General features: G+C 31.9%; 23 protein-coding genes. 8 read left to right on the top strand and 15 right to left on the bottom strand.

Features of this window, described 5'->3' with window-relative positions; translation table 11 throughout:
* From ACYU7A_RS00415 to ACYU7A_RS00385, 7 genes are all read right to left on the bottom strand, one after another.
* Window positions 1–1,758: a BatD family protein gene (locus ACYU7A_RS00415; RefSeq protein ID WP_460573365.1), complete on the bottom strand. Its 1,758-nt coding sequence runs from the start codon at window positions 1,756–1,758 to the stop codon at window positions 1–3.
* 43 nt (window positions 1,759–1,801) lie between these two features.
* Window positions 1,802–2,530, bottom strand: a complete 729-nt coding sequence (locus ACYU7A_RS00410; protein ID WP_460573363.1) for a tetratricopeptide repeat protein — start codon at window positions 2,528–2,530, stop codon at window positions 1,802–1,804.
* A gap of 28 nt (window positions 2,531–2,558) precedes the next feature.
* Complete coding sequence (locus ACYU7A_RS00405; protein ID WP_460573361.1) at window positions 2,559–3,599, bottom strand: VWA domain-containing protein; 1,041 nt, start codon at window positions 3,597–3,599, stop codon at window positions 2,559–2,561.
* 68 nt (window positions 3,600–3,667) lie between these two features.
* On the bottom strand, window positions 3,668–4,672 hold the full coding sequence (locus ACYU7A_RS00400) for a vWA domain-containing protein (RefSeq protein WP_460573359.1): 1,005 nt from the start codon (window positions 4,670–4,672) through the stop codon (window positions 3,668–3,670).
* Between the two features lie 2 nt (window positions 4,673–4,674).
* Window positions 4,675–6,303 (bottom strand): BatD family protein, encoded by a 1,629-nt coding sequence (locus tag ACYU7A_RS00395; protein WP_460573357.1) that lies wholly within the window; start codon window positions 6,301–6,303, stop codon window positions 4,675–4,677.
* Entirely contained in the window at window positions 6,304–7,173 is an 870-nt protein-coding gene (locus ACYU7A_RS00390) for a DUF58 domain-containing protein (RefSeq protein ID WP_460573355.1), read from the bottom strand.
* A gap of 51 nt (window positions 7,174–7,224) precedes the next feature.
* Complete coding sequence (locus tag ACYU7A_RS00385; RefSeq protein ID WP_460573353.1) at window positions 7,225–8,229, bottom strand: AAA family ATPase; 1,005 nt, start codon at window positions 8,227–8,229, stop codon at window positions 7,225–7,227.
* Between the two features lie 169 nt (window positions 8,230–8,398).
* On the opposite strand from ACYU7A_RS00385, the gene ACYU7A_RS00380 reads away from it, so the two are divergent.
* From ACYU7A_RS00380 to ACYU7A_RS00360, 5 genes are all read left to right on the top strand, one after another.
* Complete coding sequence (locus tag ACYU7A_RS00380; RefSeq protein WP_460573351.1) at window positions 8,399–9,268, top strand: aldo/keto reductase; 870 nt, start codon at window positions 8,399–8,401, stop codon at window positions 9,266–9,268.
* 72 nt (window positions 9,269–9,340) lie between these two features.
* Window positions 9,341–10,492 (top strand): DUF5929 domain-containing protein, encoded by a 1,152-nt coding sequence (locus ACYU7A_RS00375; RefSeq protein WP_460573349.1) that lies wholly within the window; start codon window positions 9,341–9,343, stop codon window positions 10,490–10,492.
* Window positions 10,485–11,213, top strand: a complete 729-nt coding sequence (locus ACYU7A_RS00370) for a metallophosphoesterase (protein ID WP_460573347.1) — start codon at window positions 10,485–10,487, stop codon at window positions 11,211–11,213. The genes ACYU7A_RS00375 and ACYU7A_RS00370 overlap by 8 nt, the downstream gene beginning before the upstream one ends.
* 43 nt (window positions 11,214–11,256) lie before the next feature.
* Window positions 11,257–11,748 carry a DUF6646 family protein gene (locus tag ACYU7A_RS00365; protein WP_460573345.1) on the top strand — a complete coding sequence of 164 codons (492 nt, stop codon included), beginning with the start codon at window positions 11,257–11,259 and terminating at the stop codon, window positions 11,746–11,748.
* Between the two features lie 12 nt (window positions 11,749–11,760).
* Window positions 11,761–12,336 carry a PhnA domain-containing protein gene (locus tag ACYU7A_RS00360; protein WP_344815746.1) on the top strand — a complete coding sequence of 192 codons (576 nt, stop codon included), beginning with the start codon at window positions 11,761–11,763 and terminating at the stop codon, window positions 12,334–12,336.
* Window positions 12,337–12,462: 126 nt separating this feature from the next.
* Here ACYU7A_RS00360 and amaB read toward each other — a convergent pair whose 3' ends face one another.
* The 4 genes from amaB to ACYU7A_RS00340 form a co-directional block, all read right to left on the bottom strand.
* Window positions 12,463–14,016, bottom strand: coding sequence for an L-piperidine-6-carboxylate dehydrogenase (gene amaB / locus ACYU7A_RS00355; RefSeq protein WP_460573342.1), 1,554 nt, complete (start codon window positions 14,014–14,016; stop codon window positions 12,463–12,465).
* A gap of 99 nt (window positions 14,017–14,115) precedes the next feature.
* Window positions 14,116–14,655: a 3-hydroxyanthranilate 3,4-dioxygenase gene (locus ACYU7A_RS00350; protein WP_460573340.1), complete on the bottom strand. Its 540-nt coding sequence runs from the start codon at window positions 14,653–14,655 to the stop codon at window positions 14,116–14,118.
* A gap of 70 nt (window positions 14,656–14,725) precedes the next feature.
* Complete coding sequence (locus ACYU7A_RS00345; protein ID WP_345093637.1) at window positions 14,726–15,085, bottom strand: hypothetical protein; 360 nt, start codon at window positions 15,083–15,085, stop codon at window positions 14,726–14,728.
* Between the two features lie 44 nt (window positions 15,086–15,129).
* Window positions 15,130–16,236, bottom strand: coding sequence for an endonuclease/exonuclease/phosphatase family protein (locus ACYU7A_RS00340; RefSeq protein ID WP_460573338.1), 1,107 nt, complete (start codon window positions 16,234–16,236; stop codon window positions 15,130–15,132).
* 138 nt (window positions 16,237–16,374) lie between these two features.
* Between ACYU7A_RS00340 and ACYU7A_RS00335 the strand changes: the two genes are divergently transcribed.
* From ACYU7A_RS00335 to ACYU7A_RS00325, 3 genes are read left to right on the top strand one after another with little or no spacing between them, the layout of a single operon-like run.
* The gene (locus ACYU7A_RS00335; protein ID WP_460573336.1) at window positions 16,375–19,215 is read left to right on the top strand and encodes a carboxypeptidase-like regulatory domain-containing protein; all 2,841 of its coding nucleotides are present in this window, start codon (window positions 16,375–16,377) and stop codon (window positions 19,213–19,215) included.
* A gap of 9 nt (window positions 19,216–19,224) precedes the next feature.
* Window positions 19,225–19,839 (top strand): choice-of-anchor J domain-containing protein, encoded by a 615-nt coding sequence (locus tag ACYU7A_RS00330; RefSeq protein WP_460573334.1) that lies wholly within the window; start codon window positions 19,225–19,227, stop codon window positions 19,837–19,839.
* A gap of 6 nt (window positions 19,840–19,845) precedes the next feature.
* On the top strand, window positions 19,846–21,183 hold the full coding sequence (locus ACYU7A_RS00325; RefSeq protein WP_460573332.1) for a DUF5689 domain-containing protein: 1,338 nt from the start codon (window positions 19,846–19,848) through the stop codon (window positions 21,181–21,183).
* Between the two features lie 65 nt (window positions 21,184–21,248).
* Here the strand turns inward: ACYU7A_RS00325 and ACYU7A_RS00320 are convergent, their stop codons facing one another.
* The 4 genes from ACYU7A_RS00320 to ACYU7A_RS00305 all read right to left on the bottom strand — a co-directional run.
* Complete coding sequence (locus ACYU7A_RS00320) at window positions 21,249–21,938, bottom strand: ankyrin repeat domain-containing protein (RefSeq protein ID WP_460573330.1); 690 nt, start codon at window positions 21,936–21,938, stop codon at window positions 21,249–21,251.
* Between the two features lie 259 nt (window positions 21,939–22,197).
* Window positions 22,198–24,060 (bottom strand): OmpA family protein, encoded by a 1,863-nt coding sequence (locus tag ACYU7A_RS00315; protein ID WP_460573328.1) that lies wholly within the window; start codon window positions 24,058–24,060, stop codon window positions 22,198–22,200.
* A 17-nt stretch (window positions 24,061–24,077) separates the two neighbouring features.
* Window positions 24,078–24,998 (bottom strand): PorP/SprF family type IX secretion system membrane protein, encoded by a 921-nt coding sequence (locus tag ACYU7A_RS00310; RefSeq protein WP_460573326.1) that lies wholly within the window; start codon window positions 24,996–24,998, stop codon window positions 24,078–24,080.
* Window positions 24,999–25,031: 33 nt separating this feature from the next.
* Window positions 25,032–26,436: T9SS type B sorting domain-containing protein (locus tag ACYU7A_RS00305; protein ID WP_460573324.1), on the bottom strand; the 1,405-nt coding region annotated here is incomplete at its 5' end.

The raw sequence follows: 26,436 nt of genomic DNA, 5'->3' as shown, positions 1-26,436 counted from the left end.
CTATTTAATTTGTTTTTCTAAACTTGAAATTATTTCAACAGCTTTGTCATAATCTTGATGAATTATAGTGCTTGTTGATGGCGCATATCGAGCTAATTCACAACTTTCGGTCAAGGTTATAAATTCTGTCACCGTTTCTGAATTTGCATTTCGCGAAAGCAGAATTTCAGTGATTTTATCTTTACTCATTTCTGAAGTTTCGATATTTAATTTGGCTTTCAAGAAATTGTGCATTGCTTTTTCTAATGCAATGTAAAATGGCTCTTTATTATTGATTTGTTTTTTGGCTTCCGATAAATATTTCTTAGCTAAAGCATTAGCTCTTTTGGTTTTATTACCAATAATATCAGCATTTTGCGTGTCTTTTCGCTTTTTAACAATAACTAGAACTGGAATTAGTAAAAACGGCAAAAATAGCAATCCATAAAATAATCCTGAACCTAGAAAATCGTCTGATTCTATACTTTCTAAATCCGTTTTTTGTTTGATAAAGGCGAATGATTTTGAAGGTGTTGCTACAGTTTTTGAGGTAGCATCTGCAGAATTTACATTAGAATTTACAACTCCTGGTCCATCCAAAACATTCAACATAATGTTTGGAGAAGCAATTGTTTTATAGCCTCCAGTTGAAAGATCAAAATAAGAAAACTCCAAACCTTTGATAGGAAAATTTCCTTTAGATTGCGGAATAATGGTATATCTATCGGAAATACTTCCTGTCATTCCAGATAATGGCGTGGAAACATTTTCTGAATGTTCTGGATCATACATTTCAAGTTCGGAGGGCACCACTGGCTTTGGTAAATTGAATAATTTTAAGTTTCCAACTCCTGTTACTTTAATGTCTAAGTCAAGAGATTCTCCATTTTTTAAAGTTGTTTTGGATGGAAGAACACTGAAATTAAATTTACCAACTGCACCAGTAAAATTTGCAGGTTTTCCAGCTTCAGGTAGAGACTTTACAGTTATTACTTTACTTCCAGCAGAAACTCTTTTCGTTTGATTTCTTACTTCATAATTTCCATATCTATCTTCTCTTCCAGTAGGAACCTCTAAATCTACATCTAAAGAAATTGGTTCAATTTGAAGATTGCCAGCTTTCTGTGGATATAGAACAACCTTTTTAATAATAAGATATCTGAATTTTTCTCCTTTAAATAGTTCCTCTCCAGGAATTTGATTGACATCAATATTTTGACTCCAAAAATCTTTATATTTAGGTTTGCTTAATTCTTGCCAATTCATTATTCCTATATTATAACTAAAATAAAGTTTGTAAACTACTGTAATTGGTTCGTTTACAAAGGGATTAATTTTAGAAATGTCTGCTACCAAGAATAAATTATCTTCAACACGAATAGTTCCACCATTTTGGAAAGGATTATTTTGTTGTTTAATTTCATCAACAATCTTGATTTTTAATATGTTGCTTTTATATATTTTACCATTGAATTCAATTTGTGATTCCTTAATTACAAAAACTCCTTTTCTTTTGGGAATTAGATAATATTTATATCTTTTTTGAAAAGCAACTCGTCCATTTATATCATATTTTGCTATCGATATAAAGGGTCCTTGTACTCTAAAATCATTCAATACTGGTAATTCAAAGTTATCTGCATCTACATTCATAGTAAAAGCAAGTTCAATATTTTCATTTAATGCATAAGTTGTTCTATCTGTTGAGGCTTCAAATCGTACTTGTTGAGCCCAAAGAGATTGAGAAAATATATATACTATTAAAAATATTCGTTTCATTTTTTCTGAATTTATTCAGTATAGTTATTCAAAGTAATATTCATTACCAGTCTTTTTCTGGCTTTTGCGGATTTGCTAATGCCTTTTGAGCATTTACTTTTTCTTGAACTTTTTTCTCTTCGTTGTTCACAGCGTCAAGCAAATTATCTATTCGTTGTTTTGAGGCGCTAGACGGTTTAGGTTGTTTAGGTTGATTCCCTTTGTCCTTGTCTTTGTTGTCGTTTCCTTCTTTTTTATCTTTATTTTTGTCCTTGTTTTTATCGTTATCTTTTTCCGGCTCCTTCTTCTCTTCTTTTTTATCTTTCTCTTGGTCTTTTTTATTCTCTTTAGGTTTTTCTGGTGGTGGATTGTCTTTTAGCATTTTTTTTGCCAAAGCATAATTGTATCGAGTTTCTTCATCGTTTGGATTGTTTCTCAATGCGTTTTTATAAGCATCAACAGCACCTTGATATTCTTTTTCTTTCATCAAAACATTTCCAAGATTATGAAAGGCTTTGTGTTTTTCGGGTTTTGTCTTAGCATCTTGAATGGCTTTTGCAAATTGGTATTTTGCTTCAGAATGTTGATTTTGCTTATAAATTGATGTGCCTAAATTATAAGAGGAAACTGCTTTTTTCTTGAATTTAGATTGTGAAATTCTATAATTTGCTTCAGCATCGGCATATTTTTTTTCTGCAAATTCTTCGTTTCCTTTTGGCAAAAACTTATCTTTCTCTTGTGCTTTTGTTGCAAAAGAGATTAGGATTAGACAATATGTAATTAATTTTTTCATTTTTATTTAGACGTGATAAATCGCATCTCTACTTTGTTTCGTTAAATAAATTCATTTTTCTAACCCATTTGGTTCTTCTTTCCAATAAAAATGTGTCTAAAAACAATAAGAAAAACCCAAAACCTAAAAACCATTGAAACTGTGATTTTAAATCGGCCATTTGTGTAGCGCCAAATTCAGTTTTTTCTGTATTATCAATCACTTTTTTTACGTAATCAACTACAACTTTGGTTGAATTTCCATCAATATATCCACCTTTTGAACTGTTAGCTATTTTAGAAAGTATTTCAGCATTTCTTTTAGTGATAACAACTTGATCGTCTTTGTCACGTTGGAAACTCTCAACAACGCCATTTCTTTTCAACGGAATTGGACCTCCTTTTTCTGTTCCTACTCCAATGGTTATGATTTTGATTCCATTCTTCTGAGCGTCTTCTGCGGCTGTTTCTGCATTATCTGTGTGGTCTTCTCCATCAGAAATTAGTATCAACAACTTATTTGTTTTGTCTTTTTTGTCAAAAAACTTAATATTGGCTAAGTCAATAGCTTGGTCTATAGAAGTTCCTTGAGAAGAAATCATTGCCGGATTCATACTTTGAAGAAACATTTTTGCTACAGCATAATCTGAAGTCATTGGTAAAACCGGAAAAGCACTTCCTGAATAGGCAATAATTCCAATTCTATCACTTCCTAATTGATTGATTAATTGTGAAACCAATTGTTTACTTTTTTCTAATCTATTAGGCGCTACATCTTCTGCAAGCATACTTTTAGAGACATCAACCGCAAAAACGATATCGATTCCTTGGCGTTTTACTTTTTCAACTTTAGTTCCCATTTTAGGATTAACCAATCCGATAATAATAAACGTAAGTCCTAATAAAAACAAAACCATTTTCAAAATCGGCTTGAAAGTAGATTTCTCTGGACTCAATTTTTGAATCAAATCTAAATCTCCAAATTCTTTCTGCTTTTTTCTTTTCCAAAATTGAACATAGAGAAAAAGCACCACCAATATTGGGATGATGGATAATAAATATAAATAACCTTTTTCTTCTAATTCGTACATTAAATATTAGATTTTTGATATTAGATATTAGATTTACTTTCTAATTCTAAACCTTATTTGTTCTGATTTTATATAAAACTTTTAAAAATTGTGTTTCTTAATGCGATTTCTATCAATAATAATATTCCTGCGATAATAACGAATAATCTGTATTTTTCGTCGTAATCATAGTATTTCAATTCTTCAATTTCAGTTGTTTCTAGTTTATTGATTTCGTTGTATATACTTTCTAATTTACTATTATTATTTGCTCTGAAATATTTTCCTCCTGTATTTTTTGCGATTGTTTTCATTAGTTCTTGGTCAATTTCTACAGGCAACATTCTATATAAAAAATCCCTTCCGTTTGGAGCATAAGCATAAGGAAATTCGGCCATTCCATTAGTTCCTAATCCAATTGTATACACTTTTATTCCGTATTCTTTTGCAATTTCTGATGCTGTTTCTGGTTCTATAAATCCTGAATTGTTTACACCGTCAGTTAAAAGAATGATGATTTTACTTTTGGCTTTACTGTCTTTCAACCTATTTACTGCTGTGGTCAATCCCATTCCAATACCAGTTCCATCTTGGAGTACGTTGTCAAATTTAATATCTGAAATGGCTTGTTTTACGATAGCTTTATCGCTTGTAACAGGTGTTTTAGTGTAAGCTTCGCCTGCGTAAACTACAACGCCAATTCTGTCGTTCGGACGTCCGTCAACAAAATTGGCCGCTACCTCTTTCAACGCTTCCATTCTGTTAGGTTTCAAATCTTTTGCCAACATACTGCTAGAAAGGTCAATTGCCATAACAATATCAATTCCTTTAGTTGTCTTGGTTTGATTACTAATATCAACTGTTCGAGGTCGAGCTAAAGCGATGATTAAAAAACATAAAGACAAGACTCTTAATCCTGATAAATGAGGTTTTAGTTTTGCCAAAATTGATTTAGACCCTTTAAATCCTTTAACAGAACTTATTTTTAGAGTAGCTGTTTGTTCTTTGTTTTTCCACCAAAGCCAAGCTATTGCAAAAGGAATTAGCAAAAACAACCAAAAAAATTCAGGATTTAAAAAACTTATTTTTTCCATTGTTATTGTGCTTGTTTTAATTCGGCAGAATTAATAATTCTCTTACCTATTTTCTCTCCATTAACATCACCATCTCTTTGAGCAACTATTATTTGTTGCAAACCACCATCTTGTTTAAACAATAAAATCTCATAATACATTTTCTCACTTTCATCCTCTTCTTTATCAAAAACAGTCATTGTTCCATAAGCTTTTACACCAGTCACTCCTTTTCCTGTATTGAATTCTTCTTGTTTGAAAAGCATATTTTGTGCTCCAAGTTTTTCCCAATTTTTAGTAATTCCGTCTAAAACCGTTTCAAATTTAATATCGGTTGTATCTTTGAATTTAATAGTAGAAACGCCAATAAATAGCTTCTGATTTAAAGCACCATATTCAAACAATTGCATTTCTTTTAGTATAGCATACGATTCTCTTGGAAGTGATTTTTTAGCGTCAATTCTTTTTAAAACCTTAGGAGTTTCGAGAATTACTCCAGGATTTCCGTACTCACTTAAAACCCATTCGCCTTCTACTAGTTCTTTGGTCTCGTTACCTAAAACAAAATCTTTGACAAAGTCGAATCCTTTTATTGCAGACGTTATTCCAACAGCTAATGCAAGAACCAAAACTGTAATAAAGACTGCGTTTTTGATGCGTTTTATTTTTTGTTCTGATGCTTTTTTAGCTAATGCTTTTTGTTTTTGCTCTTCATTCCACTCCTCTAATTCATCTTTTTCTTCAACTAGTTCTGGAATAGCTTTATGAATGGTTACAATTGTACTTGTAATTCGCTTTTTATCTTCTTCGATTTCAAAATCAAGTGGCTTTACTTTAGCAAATTTTACTAAATCGGCTTGTTGTAATACTTTTTCTAAATTTTCAAGTATTTCTTTAGAAAGTTTTAATTTTTTATTTTTGGCAACGTTTCTCAAACTCACAATTAACTCCGAAGTGGTGCTTTCCATGGCTGGAATGTGAATCTCTTCTTCGATGTAAGTTCTAGCAATATCAGTTAATTCAGAATAATAATTTTTTATTTCACCACGCTGAATAAGCTCTTTTCTTTCTAATTGTTGCAATAAAGATGTTGCTTTTTCAATTGGAGAAGTGTAAACGATTTCTTCTACTTTTTCGGGTTTTTTGTAGTACTTTTTGAAAAGCCAAAACGCTAGAAATCCTAAGCCAACTAAAAGTAAAATTCCCAAAAGATATTTCCACCAATCGCTTGAGGTTTCAACTGGAATAATATCTTTTATCTCATACATTTTCTGTTTTAAGGTATCGACTTTTACATCAGCAACCTCAACTTTTAAACTATCAGAAAAAGAAGGTTTTCCGTTGATTAAAATTTGAATTCTTGGAATAGTATATTTTCCTGAATCAAATTGAGTCAACCCATATTTCTTGATTAATTCGTATTTGTCATTCGATTTAATCGTGTCTATTTTATAAGATTCTATAACTTCTAAAGCTCCAAAATTCTTAGCTTTTGGAAAAACAACTTTATCTGTTTTATTCACTGATGCTTTTAAAGTCAACTTGAATTCGGCTCCTATTTTTTTCTTAGTAGAATCAATAGAAGTCGTGACTTTTTGGGCAAAAAGTGACGTTGTTAGTAGAAAAAATAATATATATAATTTGAATTTCATTTATCCTCTGGATTTAAAATAACCCAATAATTTTTTTACATAACTCTCATCGACACGAGTATTTACTGTTCCTGAACCGCATTTTGAGAAAATATCTTTAAAATAACCAACTTTCTGTTGGTAGTTTTTTTCGTAATTCAATCGAACATTTTTAGAACTCGTATCCACAACCATAATTTCACCCGATTCGGCATCTTCCATTTCGACTATACCAATGTTTGGCATTGTTTCTTCACGAACATCATATACTCGAATTCCGGTGATGTCGTGTTTTTTTCCTGCTATTTTCAGTGTTTTTTCGTAATCATCGTCTACCATAAAATCGGAAATCAAAAATACAATGGCTTTCTTCTTTTGGGTTGATGATAAAAACTTCAAGGCTTGTGATAAATCGGTTTTTCTGCTTTTGGGTTGAAATTCGATTAACTCACGAATGATTCGGAGTACGTGTGATTTTCCTTTTTTTGGTGGAATATACAATTCGATGGCATCGGAAAACAAAATCAAACCAATTTTGTCGTTATTCTGAGTTGCTGAAAAAGCCATCGTCGCGGCAATTTCGGTTACGATTTCGCTTTTCAACTGATTTTTAGTTCCAAAACTTTCTGAACCCGAAATATCAACCATTAACATCATAGTTAATTCGCGTTCTTCTTCAAAAACCTTTACGTGTGCCTCGTTGTAACGCGCGGTCACATTCCAATCGATAGAACGAACATCATCACCAAATTGATAAGGTCGCACTTCAGAAAAAGTCATTCCGCGTCCTTTAAACGACGTATGATATTCACCCGAAAAGATATGATCACTCAATCTTCGGGTTTTGATTTCTATTTTACGAACTTTTTTTAGTAGGTCTTTTGTTTCCATGTTTTTGCCACAAAGGCGCAAAGGCACTAAGTTTTTTTTAAAGAAAAAAGATTAAGGAACCTCTATTTCGTTAACGATTTTGTTGATGATGTCAACTGAAGTTACGTTTTCGGCTTCGGCTTCGTAGGTGATTCCAATTCTGTGACGCAAAACATCGTGAACAACGGCGCGAACGTCTTCTGGAATTACATAACCACGGCGTTTGATAAATGCGTAACATTTAGCCGCTGTTGCCAAATTAATACTTCCACGAGGAGAAGAACCGAAACTGATTAATGGTTTTAAAGATTCTAATTTATATTTTTCTGGGAAACGTGTTGCGAAAATAATGTCAAGAATGTATTTCTCGATTTTCTCATCCATATATACTTCGCGAACGGCTTCTTGAGCGCGCAAAATTTGTTCTACCGAGACAACAGCGTTTACTTTTTCGTAAGAACCTTTCAAATTTTGACGAATTACCAATCGTTCTTCATCCATTTTTGGATAATCGATTACTGTTTTAAGCATAAAACGATCGACTTGTGCTTCTGGTAATGGATACGTTCCTTCTTGCTCAATTGGGTTTTGTGTTGCAAGAACTAAAAATGGTCTTTCTAATTTAAAAGTAGTATCACCAATAGTCACTTGTTTTTCTTGCATTGCTTCAAGCAAAGCTGATTGTACTTTTGCTGGCGCACGATTAATCTCATCTGCAAGAACGAAATTTGCAAAAATTGGTCCTTTTTTTATTGAAAACTCATTGGCTTTAATGTTGTAAATCATTGTTCCCACAACATCGGCCGGAAGCAAATCAGGTGTAAACTGAATACGACTAAAACTTCCTTGAACCGCTTGAGATAAGGTGTTAATTGCCAAGGTTTTTGCCAATCCTGGAACACCTTCAAGAAGAATATGTCCTTGACCTAAAAGTCCAATCAACAATCGCTCTACCATGTGCTTTTGTCCCACAATGACTTTGTTCATTTCCATGGTCAATAAGTCAATAAAAGCACTTTCTCTTTCTATCTTTTCATTGATGGCTCTAATATCTAAAGCAGCAACATTTTCTTCCATAAATTCTATTTTTTTCGAGGCACAATTAACTATAAAATTTTAACATTTCAAAATTGAAGATTTTAACACGAATAGAATGTTAACAATGCGTTAAAACTTGCCTCTAATTCTGGTTTTTAAGGATGATTTATGATTTTGTTTTAGTAATTTTAGAGTTTTAATTTCAATTATGAGAAAAACAACATTATCACCTGTAATTGCTGGAACGATGAATTGGGGTGTTTGGGATAAAAAACTCAACACACAAGAAATGATCCATTTGATAAACATTTGTATCGAAAATAAAATTACCACTTTTGATCATGCCGATATTTATGGTGGTTACACTACAGAAGAGCAATTTGGAAAAGCATTTGGCGAAAGCAAAATTTCAAGAGAAAAATTGCAATTAATTTCGAAGTGCGGTATCCAACTTGAAGGAAGTAGAACTAATAAAATCAAACACTACGATTACTCGAAAGAATACATCATTTGGAGTGTAGAAAATTCGTTAAAAAAACTTCAAACGGATTATTTAGATGTTTTGCTTTTGCATCGTCCAAGTCCGTTGATGGTTGCTGATGAAATTGCTGAAGCGGTTGAAAAACTTAAATCAGAAGGAAAAATCATAGATTTTGGATTATCTAATTTTACTAATTCGCAAACTGAACTAATTAGAAGTAAAACGGAAGTTAGTTATAATCAAATTCAATTTTCGGCAACACATTATGAAGCCATGTTGGATGGAAGTTTAGATTACATGCAAACGCACAAGATTAGACCTATGAGTTGGAATCCGCTAGGAACCGTTTTTAGAGAAGATATTGAGCAAACAAGACGATTAAAAAAACTTTTGGTACAATTAGTTGAAAAATATGGTGTTGGTTCAGATACCATTTTACTTTCGTGGATTTTAAAACATCCTTCCAAAGTTATTCCTGTTGCTGGAACTGTAAATATTGCCCGAATTCAAGCATTAATGAAAGCCATTGAATTACCTTTAGACAACCTAGATTGGTTCACCATTTGGACAGAAAGCATGGGAAATAAAGTACCTTAAATTTAGTTGGCAGTGTTCAGTATTCAGTTGGCAGTCACTGAATACTGAACACCGAATACTGATCACTAAAATATGATAAACAAACGCCTACTTATCAAAAACTTACTGGCTCACAATGATGAGTGCAGTTTTTATGATAAAAAACGGCAGTTGAACTTGCATACCAAAGAAGGAAAAGCTAAGTTTTTGAAACATATTTGCGCTTTGTCTAATTCTAATCCTTCTAATAATTCTTATATCGTTGTTGGTGTTGAAGATGAGAATAACGAAATAACTGGCGATGATTTTTTTGACGACAGTCGCATTCAGAATTTGGTAAATGCTTTTTTGGAAAATCCACCTAAAATTCAGTATGAAAATGTTCCTTTTCCAAATTTGCCAAGAGATAAAGTTGTTGGATTGGTAACTATAAAACCCAAATCTAAAACTTCTTATTTTAAGAAAAATATTCATACCATTTTGGCCAATGCCACTTTTGTAAGAAGAGGAAGCAATACCATACCTACGGATGAAAAAATACCCTATTCTAAACTAAATATTGAAACAGTTTTAAGCATTGAAAATAGCTCTAGAAATAGCATTTCTAATACACTTGATGGCGTAATTGATTTTGTAAATAATCGTCACAAGGATATGCCATCAAAGTATAAGGTTTTTAAGGAATTGTTTGTGATTTGTTGGGCAGGAATTCCGAAAAAAAATAGAGATAAAACCTTTTTTACACGAGTTGATATCGAATTGGTAAACGAGCAAATTAAGTTGTTTTATTCGGCTCAAGATGATGTGACGATTGATTATGACGAAAATACATTTACGATAACCGAATATGTGCCTTTGGGATTGAATGACAAAACAAGTTATTATCCTTTGGAACAACAAAAGTTATCTTTCTTTGATAATGGCTATTATAAAATAGAAACCGAAATGCTTTTTGAACCACCACAATACAATCGAAAAGTTTTGTTTCATATTTATAATTCTAATTTATCTTTGTTGAACAAATTGCAAAAAGGAATCGAATTATCTGATAGAGAACATAAAGATTTGATTAATTTGCCATCCACTCTAATGATTTGTTACCTCAACGGATTTGAAGATGCCAAACAGAAATTAATTGAAGCTAAACCTTTATTGAAATTGCATTCATTTACAACTGTTTATGTGAATTTTAAAGAAGTAATGCGAGTTTTGAGGAAAGTGAAATATAATAAACAAAATGAATAGAACATTAGTAATTGGAGATATACATGGCGGTTTACGAGCGTTGCATCAAATAATGGAGCGTGCTAATGTTACCATAAACGATACTTTAATTTTTCTAGGTGATTATGTTGATGGCTGGAGTCAATCGCCTCAGGTTATAGATTATTTGATTGATTTAGGTCAAAAACAAAAATGCATCTTCATCAGAGGAAATCACGACGAACTCCTTTTAGATTGGCTTGAAAACAGCACCGATAACAGAGAATGGTATAAACATGGTGGAGAAGCTACTGTTATTGCCTATTCAACAATTTCTGAAGCAACAAAGTTGAAACATGTTGCATTTTTAAAGTTATTGGAAAACTATTATTTAGATGATAAAAACAGGTTGTTTATTCATGCTGGTTTTACCAATATGAATGGCATTGCTTATGAATATTTTCCGAAATTATTTTATTGGGATAGAACATTGTGGGAAACTGCGTTATCGTTGAATGAAAACTTAGAAAAAACAAGTTGGTTTTATCCAAGAAGATTGACTTTATATGATGAAATTTATATTGGTCATACTCCTGTAACAAGAATTGGTGAAACTATTCCAATCAAAAAAGCTTGTATTTGGAATGTAGATACTGGAGCTGCATTTAAAGGACCTTTGACAATTATGGATGTAGATTCTAAAGAATTTTGGCAAAGCGAACCTTTAAACCATTTGTATCACACTGAAAAAGGACGTAATTAAATTAATAAACTATTATATTTGCACTCTAAAATTTACAGAAATTATGAAAAGAGTTATTACATTATTACTTGTGTTAACTGCAAGTTTTGCAAATTCGCAAGCGTTTAAAGGAAAAGGAGATAAAAAATTTCAAGTTGGTGCGACGATGCAAGAATATGGAACTGGAATTGCTGCGACTATTGATTTTGGAGCAGGAGAAAATATTTCTTATGGATTTACAACTTCTTATTTATTGAATACTACAACCAAAGCAGGAACACCTAAATTTGCTGATAAATTTGATGCTAAAGCACGTTTCAATGCCAATATTGGAAATGTTTTGAATATTAGTGACAAGTTAGATGTTTACCCAGGTTTAGATTTAGGTTTAAGGAATTTTGGTGCTCATCTTGGTGCAAGATATTTCTTTACAGAAGGTTTTGGAATTTACACAGAAGCTGGAATTCCTCTAGCGAAATATGATTCAAACACTATTGGATATGAGAGATTCAATAATCAGTTTGTGTTTCAAATTGGTGCTTCATTCAACTTATAAAAACCATACAAAATGAGTGTTGTTACAGAAAAAAGATTAAAAGACAGAAGCGGTTCATTATGTGAAATTAGTGGAAGCGATGAAAATTTGGTAGTCTATTTAGTAGAACCAAAAACTGAAGCTACTCCAGAAAATTGTATTTTAATTACAAAATCATTAAGAGATCAAATTCAAAATCCTGAAACCATGAATCCAAACGATTGGCGTGGTTTAAGTGATAGCATGTGGAATGAAAATCTTCCGGTTCAAATTGTTTCATGGAGAATGCATGCACGTTTAAAAAACATGGATATGTTAGAAATGATGTATCTTGATGAAGATGCTCTTGAATGGGCAAAAGCAACTGGTGAAGCCGATGATGACGAAGGAAAAATTGTTCACAAAGATTCTAATGGAAATGTTTTATTGGATGGTGATTCTGTTGTTTTAATAAAAGATTTAGATGTAAAAGGAGCAACTTTCACTGCAAAACGTGGTGCGGCTGTTCATAATATAAAATTAGTTTGGGACGATGCTAACCTTATTGAAGGTCGTGTTGAAAACCAAAGTATTTTCATTTTAACGCAATACGTTAAGAAGACAAAATAGTTTAGACACGAATTGCACGAATTTTCACGAATTCAAAATAGGTTGAAATTATACGAAAAAAAAAGTCCCGAGATTATCGGGACTTTTTTGTCTATATTCTATTATCTTTTTTCTATGCTCTAAAGATTACAAATCAAATTTAATTCCTTGAGCCAATGGCAATTGATCTGAATAATTGATAGTATTTGTTTGTCTTCTCATATATACTTTCCAAGAATCAGAACCCGATTCTCTTCCGCCGCCAGTTTCTTTTTCACCACCAAAAGCACCACCAATTTCAGCTCCAGAAGTTCCAATATTTACGTTGGCAATTCCACAATCTGAACCTGCAAAAGACAAGAATTTTTCAGCTTCTTTCATTTCGTTAGTCATAATTGCAGACGATAATCCTTGAGCAACACCATTTTGTTTTGCAATTGCATTTTCAACTTCACCACTATATTTCATTAAATATAAAATTGGTGCAAAAGTTTCGTGTTGAACGATTTCAAAAGAGTTCTCAGCTTCAATAATTGCTGGTTTTACATAACAACCCGATTCGTAACCTTCGCCAGAAAGTACTCCACCTTCAACTAATACTTTTCCACCTTCAGCTTTTGCTTTTTCAATTGCAGCTAAATAAGTGTTTACTGCATCTGTATCAATTAATGGTCCGATATGATTTTTTTGATCCAATGGATTTCCAATAGTTAACTGACCATAAGCACCAACAATGGCATCTCTTACTTTATCATAAACCGATTCGTGAATGATTAATCTTCTTGTAGAAGTACAACGTTGACCAGCTGTTCCTACAGCACCAAAAACAGCACCAGGAACAACCACTTTTAAATCAGCTGTTGGAGTAATAATAATGGCATTGTTTCCACCTAATTCTAGTAAAGATTTTCCGAAACGTTGTGCTACAGTTGCACCAACAATTCTACCCATTCTTGTTGAACCTGTTGCAGAAATTAAAGGAATTCTAGCATCAGTAGTCATCATTTCACCTACTTTATAATCTCCATTGATGATACATGAAATACCTTCTGGTAAATTATTTGCTTTTAAAACTTCTGCAATAATATTTTGACAAGCAATAGAGCATAATGGCGCTTTTTCAGAAGCTTTCCATACACAAACATCACCACAAATCCATGCTAATGCTGTATTCCAAGACCAAACAGCTACTGGAAAGTTGAACGCAGAGATAATTCCAACAACTCCAATTGGATGCCATTGTTCTCTCATAACGTGACCTGGGCGTTCTGATGGTATAGTTTGTCCGTTTAATTGACGTGATAAACCTACTGCAAAATCGCAGATGTCAATCATTTCTTGAACTTCACCATATCCTTCTTGCAACGATTTCCCCATTTCATAAGAAACTAATTTCCCTAATGGTTCTTTTAATTCTCTTAATTTGTTTCCAAATTGACGTACAATTTCTCCACGTTGTGGAGCTGGCATAGCTCTAAAAGTAAGAAAAGCAGCTGTTGCCGTTTGCATTACTTTTTCGTAATCTTCTGCGGTAGTTGTTTTTACTTTTCCTATTAGTTGACCATCAACTGGCGAGTAGCTTTCAATAATTTCACCATTTGAAAAATGATTATTTCCTGTAGAAGTTCCTTCATTAATAGCTTTTACTCCAAGAATTTCTAATGCTTCGGTCATGCCGAATTGTTGAGCAATTGTTGACATTATGTGTTTTTTTTGAATGTTTTTTAAATTTTATACAAAAATAGTAGTTTTTTTTGAATATTAGGCAGTTTATGTCATTTAGCAAAAACTCTAAAGATCTTATTTTTTATCTACAAATCTTACGTCGGATTCCATAGTTGTTCCACACTTTTCACAAGTTCGAAGGTGTTCTGAATTGTAAAAATGTTTAAAATGAGATAAGAAATCAGTTTCTATGTTGTGAAGTTCAAAATAGACTTCATATAATTTATGATTGCAATTTTCGCAAAACCAAAGCAAACCATCTGGAATATCCTTACCTTCTCTTTTACGTTCTACAACTAAACCAATTGAACCTTCTGTTCTTGATGGAGAATGAGGCACTTTAGCTGGAAGCAAAAACATATCACCAGCTGCAAGTTTCATGGCTTTCTTTTTGCCATTATCTTGAACATAAACCGTTATTTCTCCTTCTAACTGATAAAATAATTCTTCGGTTTCATTATAATGAAAATCTTTGCGTGCATTTGGCCCACCAACTATCATTACAATATAATCACCAGAATCTATGTACAGATTTTTATTTCCAACTGGTGGTTTTAGAAGGTGTCTGTTTTCTTCAATCCATTTGTTGAGATTGAAAGGTTTTTGAATTGACATAATACTATAATGTTTTTACGAAATTACAAAAAATAAAAAAGGTTAGCATTAAACTAACCTTCTAATATCTTTATTTTATTTCAATTTCTAGCGGATTAAATATCTGAGGGATTTTTTTGGGATCTTTTTCATAAACTGAGATAGTCCCTTTAACTGTAATTTCTTTTCCAACAGATTGAGAAAGATCTAATTGATGTTCTTCAAGGTATTTGTTAGAGATAACAACTGTAAATACATTGTCTGGATAAGGTTTATCAATATTTATATAATTAGTTGATTTTCCTTCAGACGCCAACTTAAAAGAAGCAATTTTACCTTTCAAAATAACTTCTTTCCCAATATATTCTTTTGCTTGAGATGTTGTTATAGTTTCTTGAGCAAATGATGTTGTAACAAGAATTAAAAATGTGATAACAAATAACTTTTTCATAATACTAATTTAAAAAGGTTAGCATAAACTAACCTTAGATTTTTTTAATTCAATTGTTTAATCAAATAAATATAAACCGGAAAGTGATCGCTAAATCCGGGTTCACTTTGAGAATTTCTGAGTGGATATCCTTTATATTGTCCAGTGGTCTGAATTAGAAATGGCTTGTTATAAATTCCTGCCTTCCAATATCTAAATGATGTATAATCATTTCTAGTTAATGGTTCTGAAATCATAATTTGATCGAAAATATCACCAGAATCTCTGTAAAATAATGTTGCATTACCATCTTTTGCCATTTGTTCAAATGGATTGTAAATATCTCCTGATGTTTTTAATTCAGATTTTTTAAGTTTAGCTCCAATACCAACTTTAACACTTTTATTATAAGAACCATCATTTAAATCACCCATAGTAATGATTTTAGCATCTGGATTAATCTTAATTAACGAATCAATTATTTTTCTATTAAGTGCTCCAGCAGCCTCACGAAATGGCGAACTTTTTTTCTCACCTCCAGAACGAGAAGGCCAGTGATTAACAATAATATTTACTTCTTCACCATCTAAAAAGCCAGTAACCAAAAGTTGATCACGAGTATAAACTCTTTCAGAAGTATTATCAACCTCTACATTATCATCTGTTGCTTCTCCTTTATCTTTCTTGTCTTCTTTACCTTGTTGATTTTTATAAATCAATAATGGAATGTTAACATAGCTTGTTGGCTTAAAATGTTTTTTTTGATATAGCAAAGCCACATCAATTCCTCTTTTGTCAGGAGAATCAAAGTGAACAATTCCATAATCTCTATTAATTAATTTTGGTTGTTTCACTAAGTCTTCCAAAACCCTTCTGTTTTCAATTTCACAACCACCAATAAATGTTGGAGAATTTGTTGGGTTTTCACCGGTACCTATTTCAGAAAGTACTCTGGCAAGATTGTCTAATTTCTTTTTGTATTTTCTTCCTGTCCAATTCATTGCTCCATCTGGCAACCACTCTTCATCATTATTAGAACCATTAATTGTATCAAACAAGTTTTCAAAATTGTAAAACGCAACGGTATGAATAATATACTTTTTTGACTGGGCATTTACCGCTATTGTTGCGAATAAAACAAAGAAAACGGCAATTAAGTTTTTAATTTTCATTTTAACTATATTAATTAATTATGAAGTTTAACACAAACTTCACGCCAAAAGTAAATAATATTATTAAAAGATGTACATTTGTAGGCTGTTAAGTTTGTATTAAGACTTAACGAAAAGAAAATTAATTTAATTCAATTTATGAAAAAACTTGTCATTAGTATTTTGTTTGTGATGCAAGTGTGTTTTGCTTTTGCACAAACAGGTACTGGATTTTCCGGAAAAGTTGTTGACTCAAAAACACAAAAACCATTACAAAATGTTGTTGCCACTATTCAGAACAGTAATTTAACTGAAATTACAGATGCTGAAGGAAAATTTGTTTTTAAATCAGTGCCAGCTGGTTCACAATTATTGGTAGTTAAAAGTGATGGTTATAAAGACCAACTATTATCTATCGATGTAGAACAAGGAAAAATTTTAGATTTAGGTGTTGTTGTTTTGGAAGAAGATGTTACCGAAGAACAACAATTAAGTTTAGTTACCATCACAGATAACGATTTGGGTGATGATAATAGTGGTTCAGAGAGTACTTCTGGACTTTTACAAGCATCAAGAGATGTTTTTCAACAAGCTGCAGCCTTTAATTGGGGTCAAGCAAGATTTAGAATTCGTGGTTTAGATAATGAATATGGTACCACGATGATAAATGGTATTTCAATGAATAAGATTGTTGATGGGAGACCGCAATGGGGAAATTGGGGAGGATTAAATGATGCTACTCGTAACCAAGAATTTACGATGGGTTCAGCTCCATCAGATTATACTTTTGGTGGGATTTTAGGAACTCAAGAAATCAATACTAGAGCGTCTATATACAGAAAAGGTTCTAGAATTTCTTTTTCTGGAACTAACACCAACTACAACTGGAGAGCTATGGGAACTCACGTTTCTGGAATGAATTCTAAAGGATGGGCATTCGTGGTTTCAGCATCTAGAAGATGGGCACAGGAAGCCTATTTTGAAGGAACAGATTATGGTGCAAATTCACTATTTGCAAGTGTTGAGAAAAAAATAAACGACAAGCATTCGTTAAACTTTACTTCTATTTACGCTCAAAACTATAGAGGTAAAAACTCACCAAACACTCAAGAAGTTACAGATATTGCTGGTGTAAAATACAACTCTTATTGGGGTTACCAAGATGGTAAACAAAGAAATTCAAGAATTAAAAAACTAGAGGAACCAATTAATATGTTAAGTCATTATTGGAAAATGAGTTCAAAAACAAATTTGAACACAAATATTGCTTATCAAACAGGTTCAATTGGGAATAGCCGTTTAGACTATCAAGGTCAAGATAATCCAGATCCAACTTACTACAGAAGTATGCCTAGTTATTATACAACTCAATTTGATGACAATGGGGCTTATATTGGAAATAGTGCTCAAAATCAATTAGAAGCATCACAAGCTAAATTCCTTACAAATAGACAGCTTAACTGGAATGAGCTTTATGATATCAACAGAAATAGCGTTTCTGGAAACAGTTATTACGTTCTTTATGAAGATAGAACAGATGATAAACAATTTACTGCAAATTCTGTATTGTCTTCTCAATTATCAGATAATATATTGGTAAACGCAAGTGTTAATTTCAAAAAATTAACTTCTAACAATTTTCAAAATTTAGTTGATTTGTTAGGTGGTAGCTTCTACAATGACATTGATAATTATGGAACTACATTTGAGCAACAACAAAGTGATTTAAACAATCCAAACAGAACTGTTGTAGTAGGAGATAAATTTGGCTACAACTATAAATTGTTAGCAACTACTTTAGATGCGTTTACTCAATTTAAATTTACTTACAAAAAAGTTGATTTTTATGTAGCTCAAAACTATTCTCGTTCAGAATACCAAAGAGATGGTTTATACAAAAATGGATATTATCCAACTAATTCTTATGGGAAAAGCAAAAAAGTTGAATTTGACAACTTTGGATTTAAAGGTGGTTTAACATATAAAATTACTGGAAGACAATTCCTTGATTTTAATGGTTATTATGCTACTAAAGCACCAAATATGAGAAATACTTTCCCTAATGCTAGAGTTAATAATAATGTGTTTGATGATTTAAAAAGTGAAACTATTGCAAGCGCAGATGCTAGCTACATTATAAGAACACCGAACTTAAAAGCAAGAATTACGGGATTTTACTCTTACATTACAGGAGCAACTGAAACTTCTTTTTTCTTTGCTGATGGTGTTGATGATGGTAATCCTGACACAACTGATGAAAATAGTTCGTTTGTTGCAGAAACAGTGAAAGGATTAAATAAAAAGAATTTAGGTGTTGAATTTGGTTTAGAATATCAAATAACAAAAACATTAAAAGCTAGTTTAACTGGTTCTTATGGTGAATACACTTATGATAGTAATCCAACAGTTCAAATAAATGTTGATAGTCAGTCAAATGTGAACAATACTTTTCCAATAGCAAATTTTGGAGAATCTAAACTTAAAAACTACAGACAACCTGGAATGCCTCAAACAGCCGCTTCATTTGGATTAGAATATAGAGATCCGAAATTTTGGTGGATTGGTGCAAATGCAAATTATTTAGCAAATAGCTATATAGATGTTGCTCCAATCATAAGAACTAATAATTTTTTAGTTGATCAGGCATTTGGAAATACAACTACTCCTTTTAGTGAAGCCACCCAAGAAAGAGTTGATGCATTATTAAAACAAGAAAAATTTGACCCATTTACGTTAATTAATCTAACTGGAGGAAAATCATGGAAAGTTGGAGCTCAAACTTTTGGGTTCTTCGCAAGTGTTAACAATGTTTTTGATGTTACTTACAAAACTGGAGGTTTTGAACAAGCAAGAAATGCTAACTTTAGACAATTGAATCAGTCAAATTCTCATATTGATCAAACTACAGGGCAATATGTAAACCATACTCCAACTTTTGGACCTAAATACTTTTATGGATTTGGAAGAACTTATTTCGTTAACTTATACATTAACTTTTAATTAAAAAGCATGAAAAAGACATTTATTTATTCGCTTTTAGTTATTACAGGTTTTACGTCTTTTACAAGTTGTACAAGTGAAAGTGACGTAGAATATCCTAAAGCTAAAACAACATTGTTTGTTGAAAATTTCACAGACAATACTGATGGTCAAGTTCTAAATTCAACTGGTTGGACAAATTATGCTCAAGCAGGAACTAAGAAATTTACGGAAGAAGTTTATCAAGACAATGGATATGCTGAATTTACATCATTTGGTTCAAGTCAAGTTTCAAATATCGCTTGGCTTATCTCTCCAGCATTTGATATGAGTAAACAAGATGGTGAAAAATTGGTTTTCCAAGCTGCCCATGCATTTTTAACATCTGCTGATAACACTTTAGAGTTAATGGTTTCAACTGATTATGATGGAAACATTGCTAATTTTAATCAATCAAGTTGGTTAAGTTTACCTGTAACAACACCTAAACCTAGTAATGACTTTTACGAATGGGTAAATTCTGGTGAAGTAGACTTGTCAAGATTTAATGGTACATTATATTTTGCATTTAAAGTTAAAGGTTCTGGAACCAATACAAGTTTAGATGCTACTTATCAAATTGATAACATAAGACTTTATTACTAAAAAACTATGAAAAAATTTATCACATCATTATCCATTTTCGCTCTTGTAGTTAGTTTTACTAGCTGCGTTGACGATGACACCAACATGGACAATCCAGATACTGGCATTGTTACTTACGACCTTACTGCAACAAAGACAATTCAGGATATTATAGCTTTTAACAACTCCGCTTTACCTGTTCAGTATACAGCAGATGACATTATTGAAGGTTATGTTACTTCGACAGATGAAACTGGTACTTTTTATAACTCTATCAGTTTTCAAAATATTGCAACAAACACATCGCAACCAGTAGGTTTTAGTGTAACTGCAAATTTTTCATCATATGGAAAAGGATTTACACCTGGTAGAAAAGCCTATATTAAATTGAAAGGTTTATATACTGCTGTTGTTGACGGATCATTAAAAATTGGATCTCTATACAATGGAGAAATTGGAAGAATTTCTGAAAATGAATGGCAAAAATACCTTTTCGTATCGGCAACTAAAGTTTCTGAAGATGATATGGTAAGACAAGTATCATTATCAACCGCTGCATCCAATGCAAACTTGAATACACTAATTGAAATAACTAATGTTCAATTTGCTGATGGTTCATTAGCAAGAACTTATTTTGATGTTGATTCTGGAGGTAGTGCAACTAATCACAATATCGTTGATATTGCTGGTGGTACTACAAGATACTTTAGAGTTAGTCAATTCGCTCTTTTTGCTTATCAAAATGTTCCTTCAGGAAGAGGGATTATTAGAGGTGTAATGACTAAATATGGTTCAGATTATCAGTTTATTGTTAGGCATCAAAATGATGTTAAGTTAACTAATCCTAGAACTTATACTTTTAATTCTAGTTTAACTGAAAACTTTGAGAGTTTTGCTGCTAACCAAAAAGGTTTTACAAGCTATTTAAACTTTGCTACTTCTGGTACCAAAGATTGGATTATTAAAACTGTAAATGGATCTAAATGTATTCAAATGTCTGCTTTTGGAGGTTCTTTAGAGAGCAACAAATCTTATTTTGTTGTTCCTGTAGATTTTACAGCTGCCAATTCTTTAACTTTTCAAGTTGATGCTGACTTCTATAGTACTGCATTTGGTTTGAAAGTATATAGATCTATTGACTATGTACCAGGTCAAAAACTTTCTAAAGCTACTTTGTTTGATATTTCATCTAGCTTTACATTCCCAGGTGCTAATACAACTTCTTTTGTTTCTGCTGGAACTTATACTATTCCAACATCAGTGCAAGGAAACGGTTATATCATTTTTGAATATACAGGTAGTAATATTTCTGGTACAAGTTTAAATACTACAAATTGTAATATTGACAATATTGTGATTAACTAAATTACAATAGCCTTTATATCAAAAGAGCTTCCAAATTTGGAAGCTCTTTTTTTGTTTACTATTCACTAATCAATTTTTAGCAATTTTCGTAGTTCATTCATTTGCTGTTCATTACAGCTTTTATTAATATAATCTGTGTTTAGATAATCATATGCTGTTCTACCTTTATTGTCTTTTATTTTTATATCTGACTTATATTCTAAAAGAAGTTTAACTTTATCTATATCTTTTGCATATGAAGCGAGCATTAACGCAGTCGCTGAGTTTTTATTTCTCTGAATGTTTATGTTTTGTGAACTAAAACTTAGTATAGTCTTTAAAACTTCAACGGTGCTAAAGCTAGTAGCTTGCATGATTATAGTATGATTATTTTCATCTTTGTAATTTGGATTTCCTCCATATTGAATTATTAAAGCAACAGTTCTTATACTTTCATGACCAGATGCAATTAATAAATACTCATCAAGATTTTTGTACGCTCTTGTTTTCAATAAAAGCTCAACGGCATATGCATTTTCACATCTAATAGCAACTTCTAAAGGTGTTAATTCATAGTCACTTTTATCACAAATAGAAACATAAGTTATACCTTTTTTGCTTTTTATTAATTTTTCAAACTTCTTAATTTTATTTTTATAAATAGCAACCATTAAAGGTGACCAACAATCTCTACTTTCATCCCAACGTTCTTTGTAAGAGATAAAAGAGGAAAACAAAAAAACCATTAAGATAAATAATATAATTTTTTTTATCATTTTTCTGCTTAAAAAATTCATCAACAATATATTCTAAATTATAACTCACATAAATAGTGTTTATTATTTTAACTAAAGAGAAATTGAAATAAATTGCGTTTTAGACAAGTTCTTAGACTTTGAAAAGATACTAGGTATTTATCAGAAAAATGTCTTAAAATAAATAAAAACACTATTATTCGTGATACTTCTTTGGATTAGAAAACAAAAAAACCGAGACTTTCATCTCGGTTTTTAAATCTTATTGATTAAATCTTAATTATTTCACGATTAAGAATTCTGAACGTCTGTTTTGAGAGTGTTCTTCTTCTGTACATTTATCACATGCAACCTTAGGTTCAGATTCACCGAATCCTTTTCCTGAAATTCTTTCAGCTGAAATACCTTTAGAGATTACATATTGAACAGTCGCTTGAGCTCTTCTTTCAGATAATGACATGTTATAGTTATCGCTTCCTCTTCTATCTGTGTGTGATTTAGCATAGATTACTAACTTATCATTATTTTTCATCACTTGAACTAATTTATCTAATTCAAATGCTCCTTCTTGAGTGATGTTGCTCTTATCAAATTCAAAATAAATTGGTTTTAAGATAATCTCAGTTGGAGTAACTATTACGTCAATTGGTTGTAATGCAGCATCAATTTTAGCAGTTGGTCCTTTACTTTTAGCAACTGGGAATACATTTCCTTCGAAACCATCTTTAGAGGCTTGAATTGAATAAGGCTTATCACATTCAACTTTGAAACTAACTTCACCTTTATCATTTGAAGTTTCAGTTGCAATAACATTTTTCTTATCGTCTAGGATAGCCACTTTTGCATTAGCAAGTATCTCTCCTGTTTTAGCATTAGTTACAACAACTAATAAATCAACAGCGCAAAGTGGTGTAGCGCTAAAGATATCGTCATTACCATTTCTGTTACTAGATAAGAATCCTAAGTTTTTAGCTTTATTAAAAGTAAAAGCGAAATCATCTTTTTCAGTATTAACTGGTTTACCCATATTTACTGCTTCAGAACCTTTTGCTAAATCAATTTGGTATACATCATATCCACCTAAACCTTGTTTTCCGCTTGAAGCAAAATATAATGTAGAATTGTCATCAGCAATGAAAGGGAAACTTTCATTTCCTTCTGTGTTTACTTTATTTCCTAAATTTTCAGGAGTACCATAAGTATCGCCATTTACAGAAACTTTCCAAATATCAACACCACCTAAACTTCCTGGCATATTAGAAGAGAAGTATAATGTTTTACCATCTCTGCTTAAACTTGGGTTGCTTAAAGAGTAATCTTTACTATTGAAAGGAAGTGGTTTAATATTAGTCCAAGAGTCACCAGATTTAGTAGCAACATAAAGATTGTTTTTTCCAAGTTTCAATTTATTTACTTTATCTTTTTCAAAAAGACCTTCTCTAAAACTATCACTTGAAAAATACATTGTATTTCCATCAGTACTAATTGTTACTGGTCCATCATGAAACTTTGAATTTACAGATGTTAAAGTAGACGCTTCAGAAAAAGTTCCTGAATCACCCATTGTTGAAGTATAAACATCTAAAAACGGTTCGTCATTCCAACCATAATTTTTTCTAGCACCATTTCTAGCACTTGTAAAATAAAGTGTGTTATCATACATTACTGCACCAAAATCTGATTTATCTGAACTTACAGGTAAAGAATTTACTGTATAACTAACACCTTTACCTAAGATTTTAGGAACATAATTTGGGTTTTCTTTAAATGCTTTAGCTCTCAAATCATTAGGAACCATTGAAGCAAACTTATTCATTTGCTTGTTTGCTTCTTCATACTTTCCATTTGCTTTAAGCATTTGAGCATATCTAAAATAGGTTTCTGCATCTTGAGAAGATTCTGTTGCTTTAGCATACCAAGTTGAAGCCTCAGTTGTGTTAAACATGTTATAGTATGTATCAGCAAGTTGCTTATAAACATATCCATCACCTTTACCATTATCAACCAATTTTTGATATTCCTTTGCTGCAGAAACATATTCATATCTACTGAATAATTTGTCTGCTGCTTTTGTGTCTTTATTTTGTGCAAAAACAGATGCGCTAATTGCTACAAAACTTAATGCTATATATAGATTTTTCATTTTTACTATTATTTATGTTAGAAATATCTTGGAGATTGTGATACTTTTTTCGGGAAGTTCAAATCGAATAACAAAATTACCTCATGGGAAGATGGTGTTGTTACTTTTAAATCTGAAACAATGTGATCATATGCATATCCAATTTTTAAATTTGGAGTTATTGCATAATTAACCATTGCACCGAATGAATCTTCTAATCTGTATGTAGCACCAACTTCGAACTTATCGTTAAACATAAAGTTTGTCGAAACATCAAGAGATGTAGGAGCATTAAATGCAGATTTAATCATTGCAAATGGTTTAAATTTAACGTTTGGTGTCAAATCAAAAACATATCCTCCTGTTAGGAAATAATGCAAAGTCTCGTTTCCAAATTGTTTTCCATTATAATCTAAATGTTTAGATTTTAACATATTTGGAACTGAAAATGCTACATAATATTTATTAGTATAGTAAAATAAACCTGTTCCAATATTCAAAAATGTATTGTTAGTATTAGCAGCAAATGCATCGTCATTAGCATCTGGAACATTGTTAAAAACTTCATCAAGTAAACCAACTTTATGAAAAGTTGCACCCGCTTTAAGACCCAATGCTAACCTATGCTCACCACCCATATTTAGTGTGTAAGAGAAATCTCCATAAATATTAGTTTCTTCAACCGGACCAATTTTATCATTGATAACTGATAAACCAAGTCCAACATTTTTACCAGTAGGACTGTGTAAAAAGAAAGTACCTGTAGATGGAGCATCTTCAATATTTACCCATTGTTTTCTGTAAAGTAAACCTCCTGCAAGGTTTTCTTTAGATCCAGCATAAGCAGGGTTAATAACACTCATATTATACATATACTGAGTGTAGTGAGGGTCTTGTTGAGCACTCATTTCAAGGAATGTCAACAAAGCAAACGCAGTTAAGAAATATATTTTTTTCATTGTTTTGAAATTTATCATTATATAGTTAGTTTGTTATTTTATTTCTCTGTTAATATAAATCCAACCTGTTTTGCTTGGCTGATTGTTTTTAAACTCTATAACATAGTAATATGTACCGTCTGGCAATTCATTTCCATTATCAGATTGACCTACCCATTCTTTAGTATATTCTGTTTTAGAATAAACATTTGTACCATATCTATTATAGATACTTAATTTCTGAACATTAAGATTTTGCAAATCAAAAAATTCATTAAAACCATCGTTATTAGGAGAAATACCTTTTTGAATTGTACAATAAATACTTGCTAATGTTATCTGATGCATTAATGTACATCCTGCTGCTGTAGTTACAGTTACCTCAAAAGTCAAAGGTAATGCCTCAGTTGCAGCTGTAGTATTTACATAAGTTGTTACATCAAAAGTAGAATTTGTTCCAACTGGTAAACTGTTATATACCCAGTTAAAAGATGCAGTATTTACATCAAAACTACTATTTGTAGGCGAAACTTCTAAAACAAAATTATTATTAGCACATGCTCCATCTATAACAAAATCAAATGGTGGAACAAATGTTACTGTTCCAGAATCACTTAAACTTGAACAACCTGTTGTAGTATCTGTAATTATTACAGAATATACTCCTGATATAGTCGTAGAGAAAGAAGAAACGTTTCCTGGGCTTGTCACTCCTGTTGGAACTGTCCAAACATAAGTATATGTTCCAGATGTTCCCGGAGTTGCAGTAACTGTAGCAGAACTACCTTGACAAATTGTAACATCATTTACTGTTACAGTTGGATTTGGATTTATAGAAACAATTCCACTTGCGCTTGGGCTTATACATCCAGTCGCTGTATTTGTAATAACAACACTATATGTTCCAGCAATTGTTGTGCTAATTGTAGCATTATTACCTGGATTTGTTGCTCCAGCTGGAACAGTCCAAGCATAACTATAAGTTCCTGAAACTCCTGGCGTTGCAGTAATTGTTGCAGTAGAACCTTGACAAACTGTTGTACTACTAACGGTAACTGAAGGGTTTGCGTTAATAGTTGCAATTCCTGAAGCGCTTGAACTAACACAACTTGTAGCTGTATTTGTAATAACAACTGAATATGTTCCTGAAATTGTTGCATCAAATGTTGCAACGTTTCCTGGGTCTGTCGCTCCTGTTGGAACTGTCCAAACATAGTTATATGTGCCTGCCGCACCTGGCGTAGCTGTTACTGTAGCTGGAGTACCAGCACAAACTGTTGGGCTATTAACTGTTACTGTAGGATTAGCATTAATAGTTACAACTGAAGAAACACTTGAACTACTACAACCAGAAGTTGTGTCAGTAATTACAACTGTGTAAGTTCCTGAAATAGCTGCATCAAATGTAGCAACGTTTCCTGGGTCAGTCGCTCCTGTTGGAACGGTCCAAACATAGTTG

It is taken from the genome of Flavobacterium koreense, assembly GCF_054776075.1.
This window is presented reverse-complemented; position numbering and strand designations above follow the sequence as displayed.

Coding starts and splice junctions, on each gene's coding strand:
- ACYU7A_RS00330 (WP_460573334.1), top strand. CDS start 19,225: ATGAAAAAGACATTTATTTATTCGCTTTTAGTTATTACAGGTTTTACG.
- ACYU7A_RS00310 (WP_460573326.1), bottom strand. CDS start 24,998: ATGAAAAAAATATATTTCTTAACTGCGTTTGCTTTGTTGACATTCCTT.
- ACYU7A_RS00390 (WP_460573355.1), bottom strand. CDS start 7,173: ATGGAAACAAAAGACCTACTAAAAAAAGTTCGTAAAATAGAAATCAAA.
- ACYU7A_RS00375 (WP_460573349.1), top strand. CDS start 9,341: ATGATAAACAAACGCCTACTTATCAAAAACTTACTGGCTCACAATGAT.
- ACYU7A_RS00380 (WP_460573351.1), top strand. CDS start 8,399: ATGAGAAAAACAACATTATCACCTGTAATTGCTGGAACGATGAATTGG.
- ACYU7A_RS00350 (WP_460573340.1), bottom strand. CDS start 14,655: ATGTCAATTCAAAAACCTTTCAATCTCAACAAATGGATTGAAGAAAAC.
- ACYU7A_RS00325 (WP_460573332.1), top strand. CDS start 19,846: ATGAAAAAATTTATCACATCATTATCCATTTTCGCTCTTGTAGTTAGT.
- ACYU7A_RS00405 (WP_460573361.1), bottom strand. CDS start 3,599: ATGTACGAATTAGAAGAAAAAGGTTATTTATATTTATTATCCATCATC.
- ACYU7A_RS00315 (WP_460573328.1), bottom strand. CDS start 24,060: ATGAAAAATCTATATATAGCATTAAGTTTTGTAGCAATTAGCGCATCT.
- ACYU7A_RS00370 (WP_460573347.1), top strand. CDS start 10,485: ATGAATAGAACATTAGTAATTGGAGATATACATGGCGGTTTACGAGCG.
- amaB (WP_460573342.1), bottom strand. CDS start 14,016: ATGTCAACAATTGCTCAACAATTCGGCATGACCGAAGCATTAGAAATT.
- ACYU7A_RS00345 (WP_345093637.1), bottom strand. CDS start 15,085: ATGAAAAAGTTATTTGTTATCACATTTTTAATTCTTGTTACAACATCA.
- ACYU7A_RS00415 (WP_460573365.1), bottom strand. CDS start 1,758: ATGAAACGAATATTTTTAATAGTATATATATTTTCTCAATCTCTTTGG.
- ACYU7A_RS00385 (WP_460573353.1), bottom strand. CDS start 8,229: ATGGAAGAAAATGTTGCTGCTTTAGATATTAGAGCCATCAATGAAAAG.
- ACYU7A_RS00400 (WP_460573359.1), bottom strand. CDS start 4,672: ATGGAAAAAATAAGTTTTTTAAATCCTGAATTTTTTTGGTTGTTTTTG.
- ACYU7A_RS00395 (WP_460573357.1), bottom strand. CDS start 6,303: ATGAAATTCAAATTATATATATTATTTTTTCTACTAACAACGTCACTT.
- ACYU7A_RS00335 (WP_460573336.1), top strand. CDS start 16,375: ATGAAAAAACTTGTCATTAGTATTTTGTTTGTGATGCAAGTGTGTTTT.
- ACYU7A_RS00365 (WP_460573345.1), top strand. CDS start 11,257: ATGAAAAGAGTTATTACATTATTACTTGTGTTAACTGCAAGTTTTGCA.
- ACYU7A_RS00340 (WP_460573338.1), bottom strand. CDS start 16,236: ATGAAAATTAAAAACTTAATTGCCGTTTTCTTTGTTTTATTCGCAACA.
- ACYU7A_RS00320 (WP_460573330.1), bottom strand. CDS start 21,938: ATGATAAAAAAAATTATATTATTTATCTTAATGGTTTTTTTGTTTTCC.
- ACYU7A_RS00360 (WP_344815746.1), top strand. CDS start 11,761: ATGAGTGTTGTTACAGAAAAAAGATTAAAAGACAGAAGCGGTTCATTA.
- ACYU7A_RS00410 (WP_460573363.1), bottom strand. CDS start 2,530: ATGAAAAAATTAATTACATATTGTCTAATCCTAATCTCTTTTGCAACA.